Consider the following 10,602-nt stretch of genomic DNA (forward strand, 5'->3'; position numbering starts at 1 on the left):
ATATAGGATCATTGTTTTTTCATGCTTTATAGTGTTTGGAAGAAAACTATTAGTTTTTAGTTTCAAAAGGATATTTTTTGGAAAAAAATATTGCTAATTTTTTGAGCAATTATGATTTTTTATTAAATTTGAAACATGTCGCACTGCTAATTATATTGGTGACTGGATCGGGCCAGCCCATGGGCTTTCTGAAAATTATTTATTGATCACAAAAAATAGGAATATGAATTAATTATTTGATTTGAGTTGAAATTTATGATTACATTTGGCATTTTTCACAGCGTAAAATTATTTAAGTCTGATTTCATGCGATCCTGGTTTGTTTTGGAGTGGGTTCTAAATACGAGAGAGGGATTTTTAAGAATTTTACAATTCTCTGAATGTGAGTAACTATGCCTTGACCGTTAGGTTTGTTGCTAATCTATAAATGCCCAGTAACCCAATCAAAAGAAGGGCCTTTTTTGATGATCTTTAACCCTTTAAACCCTCAGCTATGAGTGAACTATTTTCGGCTTCTGTTTCTGTTGTCAATATTATTCCAACTACCTTGTTGGTTTTTATATTAATCTACTGGGTGACCGTCATTCTTGGAGTTTTGGACTTTAATTTTCTGGATTTTGACCTGGAGCTGGATTTGGAATTAGATGCAGAGGCAGATGGAGAAATATCCGTGGCCTGGCTAAATTCTGTATTAGCCTTTTTTAACCTGGGTAAGGTGCCCTTTATGGTGTTTATGAGCTTTTTGGCCTTACCCTTATGGATTATTTCGGTGTTGAGTAACCATTTCCTAGGAAATACTTCCATACTCATTGCTTTGCTCATATTATTGGCTGACTTTTTTATAAGTTTGTTTGTGGCAAAATTTCTGACCATGCCTTTGATTAAGCTTTTTGGAAAGATGGAGGAAGATACCGAAGGGGCTGTTACCGTGGTGGGAAAAATTTGTACAGTTTTGCTTCGGGTAGAGGATGGAAAATTAGGTCAGGCAAAAGTCAATCATTCTGGTTCACCTATTTTGCTAAATGTACGATCTGCTAAAGGGGTATCATTGAAAAAGGGGGAGACTGGTCTGGTGATTGACTATCTTGAAAGTGAAAAAATATATTTAATTGAACCATATAAATAAATAGTAAATGGATATACTAGAACAAACCATTGGGGCTGCTATTATCATAGGAGTAGTAGTATTGATCGGAATCATTGCCCTTTTCATTAAAATGTATAAAAAGGCTGTTCAAGGGGAAGCCCTTGTAAAGACTGGGCTTGGAGGAACGAAGGTTGATTTTTCAGGAATGTTTGTAGTTCCGGTATTACATAAATTGGAAAAAATGGACATCACGTTAAAAACGATTGTCATTTCCAGAACGGGATCAGAAGGGTTAATTTGTAAAGACAACCTGAGAGCTGATATCAAAGTAACATTTTTCGTTCGTGTGAATAAAACCGAGGAGGATGTAAAAGACGTAGCTCAATCTATTGGTTGTTCCCGAGCTTCTGATCCTCAGCAGTTGGAACAATTGTTCGATGCCAAATTTTCCGAAGCTTTGAAAACTGTGGGTAAACGTTTCGATTTTGTTGAGCTTTATAATTCTCGCAACGATTTTAAATTGGGGATTTTGGATATCATAGGTACAGACCTAAATGGGTATGTATTAGATGACTGTGCTATTGATTACCTTGAACAGACTCCTGTAGCCTCTCTGGATGCCAATAACATTCTGGATGCACAGGGGATAAAGAAAATCACTGAACTTACATCAAAAGAAAAGGTGGAGGCGAACCTGATTGAAAATGAGAAGGAAAAGACCATCAAGCAGCAGAATGTAGAAGCAAAGGAAACTTTGTTGCAGCTAGATAAACAATTGGCAGAAAATGAAGAAAAGCAGAGAAGGGAGATTGCTACGATTAAGTCTAGGGAGCAGGCAGAAATAGATAAAGTAGCACAGGAAGAACGTTTAAAAGCCGAACAGGCTCGTATTGCTACTGAGGAGGAAATTCAGGTCGCCGAACAAAACAAAGCGCGGCAAGTACTGGTAGCCGAAAAGAATAAGGAGAAAACCGATGCTATAGAGTCGGAGCGTGTAGACAAAGAGCGTTTGTTGGAGCAGACTGAGAAGGATAGAATTGTAGCCCTGGCACAGATTGAAAAGGAAAAGGCACTTGAAGAAGAACGCAAAAATATTCAGGATGTGATCCGGGAGAGAGTTGCCGTAGAAAAAGCAGTGGTGGAAGAAGAAGAAAAAATCAAGGAAACCAAAGCAATTGCGGAAGCGGACAGAAATAAGAAAGTTGCGATCACCAATGCTGAAAAAGAGGCAGAGGAAACCTTGGTGAAGGAAATCAAACTGGCTGAAGCTAAACGTCAGGCAGCAGAATTTAAGGCCAAGCAGCTATTGGTAGAATCGGAAGCGGAACAGGCATCTGCAGGACAAAGAGCCGAGGCTATTAAGATATTAGCTGAAGCAGAAGCGGCTAAGGAGGCAGCTTTGGGAATGTCAGAAGCTCAGGTAATGGAGGCCAAAGCGGCAGCACTGGAGAAAGAGGGTGATGCCCAGGCTCATGTTATTGAAGCAAAAGGAGAAGCGGAAGCAGCAGCCCTAAAGAATATGGGAGTTGCACAAGCAGAAGCTGATAAGAAAATTGGATTGGCCAATGCAGAGGTGATGGAGGCCACAGCCACGGCTGAGGAGAAAAAGGGTCTTGCTGGAACACGGGTAGAGGCTGAAAAATATACCGTGGAGGCCAAAGGAATTGCCGATAAGGCGGAAGCTATGAAACAGTTAGATAACGTTAGCCGTGAGCATGAGGAGTTTAGACTGCGTTTAGATACTCAAAAAGAAATTGAAATGGCCAAATTGGAAGTGGAACAACGATTGGCTGAGGCCCAGGCGGGAATCATGGCTGAGGCACTAAAAGCGGCTAAGATTGATATTGTAGGCGGTGAAAGTATGTTCTTCGATCAAATTACCAAAGCCATTACCAAAGGTAAAGCCATTGACCGGGCGGTTGACAATAGCAAAACCCTGGGGCAATTAAAAGATAATTTCTTCAATGGGAATGGAAATGGGGAGGTTTCCTCTTTTAAAGAAAACCTTCGGGCCTTTGTAGATCAGTTTGGTGTTTCCTCTGACGAACTGAAATCTCTGAGCATTTCTGCCTTGCTGTTAAAAATGAGTCAGCAGACATCTAATCAGCAAGTGCAACAAACAATTTCCGAAATGGAAAATATGGCTAAAACCATGGGAGTTTCTGATAAAACGCTGAAGGCGATCGGCTTGGCGTAAGATCAGATTGGAATTTCTTCCTAGAGACAAGGCATGCCTTGTCTCTGCACCCATCAAAATTGTTTCTACAAGAAAAGGGAAACATATGAAGCAGGTATTTCAATTGAAGAAAGGGGAGATTACAATAAATGACGAGGAAATTATTATAAATGACCAAGCCGAAAGAGAAAACCGGAGGTGGCTTTTTAGTTCGGGCATATGGACAATTTATGGAATAGCCTCTGTTGGAAGATATTTTACGACCGGGGACCAGTTTTTACTTTGGTCAGGATTATTGATAGGGATCCTTCATTGTATAAATTTCATCATTAGAATAATTTTTAGATCAACCACAAGGCAAATAAAACTCCAGGAAATTGATTACATAAAAATTAAACAGAGGTTCAATAATAGGTTTCTTGAAATAAAACTTTTAGGAAATAAAGTAAGAAGGATCAATCAAATTCAGGATATAGAAGAAGACCTTAAGCCTTATTTGGGAAGATACTCCAAATCTAAATAGGCATTCATCAACTAAAAGGAGAATATTCCTTTTTTACTAGCAAGAGAAACCTGGGGTATTTTCCTGATTTTGTCCGAGCTGAAGACTTAAAATTAATTTTTGACTAAAATCCTATAGTATGGAAAAAGAAATAAAATTAAAAAATAACGGTTTTTTTTACCTTTTTGTCCATCTAATATTTTTGTTTTCTCCCTTTCTTTTGATTTCCATTAGAGATGGCTGGGTGATTGCTGGGACACTCTTTTTATCCTTTTATGCTCTCATTGGGCTCATCGGATTTTTTATCGTTCAACCAAATCAAACCAAAGTATTGGTGTTCTTTGGAAAATATAAAGGCACGGTGAAACAAAATGGATTTTTCTGGTTAAATCCATTCTATACGAAAAAGAAAGTCTCCCTACGAGTAAGAAATCTTGAAACGGATATTATAAAGGTGAATGATGAGCAGGGAAACCCTATCCTAATTAGTGCCGTGGTGGTATGGAAAGTGATTGATACTTATAAAGCTGTTTTCGACATTGAGGCAAAGGAAGAAGTAGATTCCAAATCGGGGATGAAGAAAGTAAAGGCAGAAGAATCCTACCAAAATTTTGTGAAAATTCAGGCCGAGGCTGCATTGCGAAGAATAGCCCATTCCTATCCCTATGATAATTTAGAAGAGGGGCAGGAAGATGGTATTAGCTTGCGATCTGGTGTAGATGAAATAAATAAATCCCTTGCCTCTGAAATAAAAGAAAGGTTGAAAATAGTGGGTATAGAAGTGATGGAAGCCCGAATATCCAACTTATCATATGCTCCTGAAATAGCAGCTATCATGTTGCAAAGGCAACAGGCTCAGGCTATCATTTCGGCTCGAAAGAAGATAGTAAAAGGCTCTGTGGGAATGGTGGAAATGGCACTGCAGGAGTTGTCAGAAAAAGAGATTGTGAAATTGTCCCCCGAAAAGAAAGCTTCCATGGTAAGTAATTTAATGGTGGTCTTATGCTCTGATCAAGGCACCTCTCCTGTGGTGAATACTGGAATTGATCATAGTTAGGGAATACGAAATGAAATATTGTTTTTAAGGAATAGGATGGTGAAATTTTAGTTAACTCCCTTTTTCTGAACCTTAATGATAAATGGTTGGCCAGGATAAAAACCGAAATAATGAATACTATCTATTTGGAAGAAAAGATCAAAAGTTTAAGCTGGCAAAAAGAGCCTTTTTTGACCAAACTATTAACCAGTCGACTGAAATATATGCAAAATGCTGGGTTTGCTGCAAGTGGTTTGGGATTAACGCAAGATAGGTTAGAAGCCAGAATAAAAAGAGTAAAACGGATCATTATCTTTTCTTCTATCCTCTTGGGCCTAAAGCTTTTAGTAGTTGCATTTATTTTTTTGGGGCAGAACCTGATAACCACATATACCATTGAGACCGATATTCTGTCCCCAATATTTTGGGCAGCCATTTTCTATGGAATTCGGCTGGAAAACAAGCTAAAGCTAGCCTATTTAGAAGAAATTAAAATGCTTAGACACATGCTCAACCCTGGAGATGAAGCAGAGAATTCTTTGTCATGACAAGAAGTCTTTAATATCCCGACGGGAATAGGGGAGGTGAATTACTCCTGGTGAATAAAATCCAAGATTTTGGCCTGATAAACCTCAAGATTGAATAAGAAATGAAAGACAAGGAAACATTAGATAGATCAGTAGAATCCTCAGAGAAAACTCAGTTGGAAAGTGGTACCTATGAAATCCTGCAAAATAGATTACAAAATAGCGGGCATGAATTAAGAAGCCGTTTGGAGCAGTTGAATGAAACCCGAAAGGAAGTTTTCGGATCAATAGAAACCAATCTGATTGCCACAGAGCGAGTGAATACAGAAAATAATTGCGTTTCTCGTGATATGGTGCCTTTGGGCGATCAGTTTATTTTTGGCTACAATGTTTTTATTGGCCTTAAAACTGAGACTAAGTTATCTGATGTTTTCAGTATTTACACCTATGAAGACCATAGTTTTCATCAGGCTACCATGGGGCTAATTGCCGATGATCGTTTTGAAGACGATTTCAAAAAGCTCTATAAATACTATAGGGATAGTCGTTTCCGAAAATTCGTTAAAAAGGAGGGCTTCCTGTATATGGTTTTTAAGATAGGGAAAGCGGAAACCGACTTGAAGGCCTTTAAATGGCGTATTGAGGGGAAGAAGCTTATCTATGTGGATAACCGCAGTGAACATGAAGTAGTGTTTCCTGATCAGCATGAGTTTCAATGGATCAGAACAAAAAGAGAGCAATACAGAGAAGGGAAGCATCCCCACATTTCCATAGAAGATAAAATTTTTGTTGAGACCCTGGGGGGAGGTTTGACCATCAAGGTGGAAGACAACACCGAGGATGGGCAGGGTATTTATGCCGAGGAGGTGGAGCACAAAGAGCAACGCCTCGAAGATGCTGAAATCTACTATGCCATTATTGGAAACCTTATCGCCTTGAAAATTCGCCCTTTTCGGGAGGATGACTTCCGTTATATTGTGTATAATAGCAAGCAACAGGAGGCCCGTCGAGTTGATGCCTTGAAAGACTCTTGCGTGCTCTTACCTGCTGATCACGGGATTATTTTCTCCCATGGGTATTACTTACAAACTGGAGAGTTCAAGCTTTTTGATAATCAACTGACAGAAATGCTTTTCGAAAGGCAGTTGGTTTCTCCAAATGGGGAAGACTTTCTCTATGTTTTTTATAATAGAGCAGAGGGGCTTTACTTGTTGTTGTCTTACAATTTGATTGCCCAAAAGGTAGATAAGCCGATTCTTTGTCACGGCTATGCCTTATTTGAGAATGGGGAGCTATGTTTCTTCCGTGACGATGAAACAGCTAAAAAGCACCATGCTCTTCAAATTTGGCAAACTCCCTATACGGGGCCAAATTTTGAATTACCCAAACTCAATGATTCCTACCTTTATAAGGTAGGAAATAAGGAAATCGTTACCGCCATGGCGGAAGCCTACGAACTCCTTACTCTTTTGAATAAAGAAGATTCCTATGAAGGTTTATATTATGACCTGATAAAAGGTTCTACGGACCTTCTAGACTCATATTATTGGTTAGATAAGGAAGATGCGTTCTCCCTTAAGGAACCTTTGAAGCAATTATTAGATACGGCTACTTCAGCAGTAGATGAATTTGATAAAGTTAGCCAGATAAAGGCCAATACCCAGGAACAAACATTAATCACCTTTGGTAGGGCAGATGAACTTATTAAGAAAATCAATAGGCAGAAGATTACCCACATTAATGATTTTGTTGCTTTCATTTCGGATCTAAGAACTATAAGAGGAGAGGTTATTTCTCTAAAGGATTTGAGATATGTGGTTCTTGAAACCGTAGAAGAGTATGAAGGGGCTTTAGAGGACTTGAATAAAAAATTGTCTGCCGATTGTGTGCAATTTCTTTTAAAAGTTGAAGCCCTGGCTCCTTATAGGGATAATGTAAATGAATTAAAGGGGGAGGTAGAGGCTGTTGCCAAGGTTAGTCAGGGCCGTAAACTGCAGGAAGAAAATAATAAATTGGCCAAAGAGCTGGAAATGTTGATTGATATTGTGAGCAACCTGCAGCAGGACGATGCTACAGAAACTACCCGGATATTAGACAGCATTTCGGCTATTTATGCCAACTTTAACCAGATAAAAGCCTCTTTAAAGCGAAAGTTGAAAGAGTTGCTTCTGGTAGAAGGAAAAGCAGAGTTCAATGCACAGTTAAAGCTTATCGATCAAGGGGTGGCTAACTATCTGGACCTTTGTGACCAACCGGAAAAATGTGATGAATACCTCACCAAACTCATGGTCCAAATTGAGGAATTGGAAGGTAAATTCTCCGAATTCGATGAGTTTATAGAGCGCCTTTCTCAATTAAGGGAGGAGATCTATAATGCTTTTGACTCTAGAAAACAATTCTTGCTTGAAGCTAGAAACAAAAGGGCGAATACTTTGCTCCAGGCTGCTGACCGTCTTTTAAGTGCAGTAAAAAGCCGGGTCAATCGCTTTAAATCTGCCAATGAGGTGAATGGCTATTTTGCCTCTGACTTAATGTTGGAGAAACTTAGGAGTATTGTCGAGGAGTTGCAGCAAATGGGAGACAATGTTAAGGCTGATGATATTCAAAGCCGAATGAAGTCTCTCAAGACAGAAACCCTCCGACAGTTGAAGGATAAAAATGAGTTGTTTACCGAAGGGGACAATCTGTTGAAATTTGGTGATTATCATTTTACCGTAAATACACAGGCCTTGGGGTTAACCATGGTTTATCGTGATAAAAAGATGAATTTTCATCTGACGGGTACCAACTTTTTTGAAGAGGTAAAGGACGAGGCATTCCTTTCTTGTCAGGAGGTATGGGAGCAGACTCTGGTTTCAGAAAATCAGCAGGTTTATCGCTCAGAATATTTGGCTTTTCAGTTATACCAACGTGCGCAAAGTTCAACCAATGAAGAGGGTGCACTAAACCTTCATGATTTATATAAATTGAACGAACAGGAATTGTTGGAGTATGTGCAAGGTTTTATGGCTATTCGTTACAACGAAGGCTATGTAAAAGGAGTGCACGATCAGGATGCTGCAAAAATCCTGAAGGCTTTGGTGTCCCTGAAAACTAAAGCCAGTTTGCTGTCTTATGATTCCCTGAATCGTTCGGTGGCGGCACTTTATTGGAGACTTTTTGCCAATGAATCTAGCAAAGGGTCATTCGAGCAGCAGTTAAAAGGGGTTTCTGCTATCTTGAAAGTTTTCCCGGACAGTAAAGAATTCGAGGACTTAAAGAAAAACTTGCAGCAGCAAATTAATGCTTTTGCCGAAACAACCGGTTTATTCCAATTGGAAGATATTACCCAGGCAGGGGAATATTTATTTTATGAGTTGTTGGAGGATAAAAGTTTGGTGGTGTCTAAAGAAGCACAGGAACTTTATCAATTGTTTGAAGCTCGTTTAAAAGCCAAACAAGCCTGGAAATCTTTTGAAGCTTCTTTGCAAGCAATCCAAGAATCTCCAGAGTTACGATTTATTCAATTAACCCGCTGGTTAAGGGCTTTCGTTCAACAGGAAGGTTGTTATCAATATGTTGATAATATATCAGAAACGGCGGCTATTTTTCTTACTGAGGGATTTGCCAAAGCTAGGAGAATTGAAACATCTTTGGGAATGTCAATGGAAAGCTTACAGGGAGATCATCGCTTAATAGCCGAAAATGGATATCAATTACACCTAACAAACTTTATAAAACGTCTGAATAATTTTTCTCAACATACGGTTCCTTTGTTCGAGCAATTTTCGGAATTGAAAAAACAACTGATCCACAAGCAGGAAGAAGTTCTCCGTTTGAAGGAGTTTAAACCGAAGGTGATGTCCTCTTTTGTAAGGAATAAATTGATAGATAAAGTATATCTTCCTTTGATTGGAGCTAATCTGGCCAAACAGATCGGGACAGGAGGAGAAAATAAACGTACCGACCTGATGGGGATGCTCCTATTAATCTCTCCTCCGGGTTATGGTAAAACTACCTTGATGGAATACATTGCCAACCGATTGGGGATCATTTTTATGAAAATAAACGGTCCGGCTATAGGTCATGAGGTGACGGCATTAGATCCTGCTGAGGCGCCAAATGCAGGGGCCAGACAGGAGCTTGAAAAGCTTAACCTTTCTTTTGAAATGGGGGATAACGTGATGATCTACTTGGATGATATACAGCATTGTAATCCTGAGTTTTTGCAAAAATTTATTTCTCTTTGTGATGCCCAGCGAAAGATTGAAGGGGTTTACAAGGGCAAAAGCAAAACCTATGACTTTCGTGGTAAGAAGGTTTGTGTGGTGATGGCCGGAAATCCTTACACAGAAAGTGGGGATAAATTCCAGATTCCTGATATGTTAGCTAACCGGGCAGATATCTACAACTTGGGAGATGTGATAGGGGATGCTGAAGAAGTCTTCAAACTGAGTTATATTGAAAACTGTCTTACCTCTCATCCTCTGATGAACAAACTGGCATCAAAAAGCTTCAAAGACGTGCATGCCATTCTACGGCTCGCTGAAACAGGACAGCAGGAAGGGCTGGAATTTGAAGCGAAGCATTCGGCAGAAGAGCTAAATGAGTACGTGGCCGTTTTGAAGAAACTTCTTAAAGTGAGGGATATTGTTTTGAAAGTAAATATGCAATATATCTATTCTGCCTCCCAAGCCGAGGAGTATAGAAAAGAGCCCCCTTTTAAACTGCAGGGTTCTTACCGAAATATGAATAAGATGGTCGAAAAAATTTCAGCCATCATGAATGAGAAGGAGTTAAAAAGTGTCATCCTTTCCCATTATGAGGGAGAGTCCCAGACCCTAACCAGCGGAGCTGGAAGCGAACCTTCTGAAATTTAAAGCGCTTTCCGGTTGGATGAGTGAAGAAGAACAAGAACGTTGGGAGGAGATCAAGCAAACTTTCCAGAAGCATCAACAATTGAAAGGCCTAGGTGAAAATAATCAGATGGCGCAATTGGTGATGGAAATGCAATCGCTTAGTGATGGGTTGGAGGGTATTAAAAAGGCTATTGCCAAGGATGGGATAGTGGTAGAAGAATAGTGATCATTTATTAGGAGTCTAGTTTTTTTATTCTAAATGGGTGTATAGCCAAGAAATGTATTGGCTATACCAATATACTATATTAACTCGCTCATTTTAAAAGTTAAAGGTAGTAAGGCTACTCTTGTCGAAAATGATTGAAAATCCAACATTTTCCTCTGGAATCAAACACTCGATAAAGTTATTTCCTTTTTCTTTTTACTTTAATATGGG

At 39.3% G+C, this 10,602-nt stretch carries 7 protein-coding genes; all 7 read left to right on the forward strand.

Going from position 1 to position 10,602, the window contains the following annotated elements; all coding sequences use genetic code 11:
* Positions 1 to 493: 493 nt before the first annotated feature.
* The 7 genes from E1171_RS15945 (at position 494) to E1171_RS24305 (ending at position 10,389) form a co-directional block, all read left to right on the forward strand.
* The gene (locus E1171_RS15945; RefSeq protein ID WP_155207046.1) at positions 494 to 1,126 is read left to right on the forward strand and encodes an OB-fold-containig protein; all 633 of its coding nucleotides are present in this window, start codon (positions 494 to 496) and stop codon (positions 1,124 to 1,126) included.
* Between the two features lie 7 nt (positions 1,127 to 1,133).
* Positions 1,134 to 3,284, forward strand: a complete 2,151-nt coding sequence (locus E1171_RS15950; protein WP_155207047.1) for a flotillin family protein — start codon at positions 1,134 to 1,136, stop codon at positions 3,282 to 3,284.
* 85 nt (positions 3,285 to 3,369) lie between these two features.
* Positions 3,370 to 3,786: a hypothetical protein gene (locus E1171_RS15955; RefSeq protein ID WP_155207048.1), complete on the forward strand. Its 417-nt coding sequence runs from the start codon at positions 3,370 to 3,372 to the stop codon at positions 3,784 to 3,786.
* A 118-nt stretch (positions 3,787 to 3,904) separates the two neighbouring features.
* Positions 3,905 to 4,822, forward strand: coding sequence for an SPFH domain-containing protein (locus E1171_RS15960; protein ID WP_155207049.1), 918 nt, complete (start codon positions 3,905 to 3,907; stop codon positions 4,820 to 4,822).
* Positions 4,823 to 4,932: 110 nt separating this feature from the next.
* A complete protein-coding gene (locus E1171_RS15965; RefSeq protein ID WP_155207050.1) occupies positions 4,933 to 5,349 on the forward strand; it encodes a hypothetical protein in 417 nt (138 codons plus the stop codon).
* A 101-nt stretch (positions 5,350 to 5,450) separates the two neighbouring features.
* The gene (locus E1171_RS15970; RefSeq protein ID WP_222931521.1) at positions 5,451 to 10,187 is read left to right on the forward strand and encodes a DNA repair ATPase; all 4,737 of its coding nucleotides are present in this window, start codon (positions 5,451 to 5,453) and stop codon (positions 10,185 to 10,187) included.
* A gap of 16 nt (positions 10,188 to 10,203) precedes the next feature.
* On the forward strand, positions 10,204 to 10,389 hold the full coding sequence (locus E1171_RS24305; RefSeq protein WP_222931522.1) for a hypothetical protein: 186 nt from the start codon (positions 10,204 to 10,206) through the stop codon (positions 10,387 to 10,389).
* Positions 10,390 to 10,602 lie beyond the last annotated feature (213 nt).

Source organism: Xanthovirga aplysinae (assembly GCF_009711365.1).
GTDB classification, from domain to species: Bacteria; Bacteroidota; Bacteroidia; order Cytophagales; family Cyclobacteriaceae; genus Xanthovirga; species Xanthovirga aplysinae.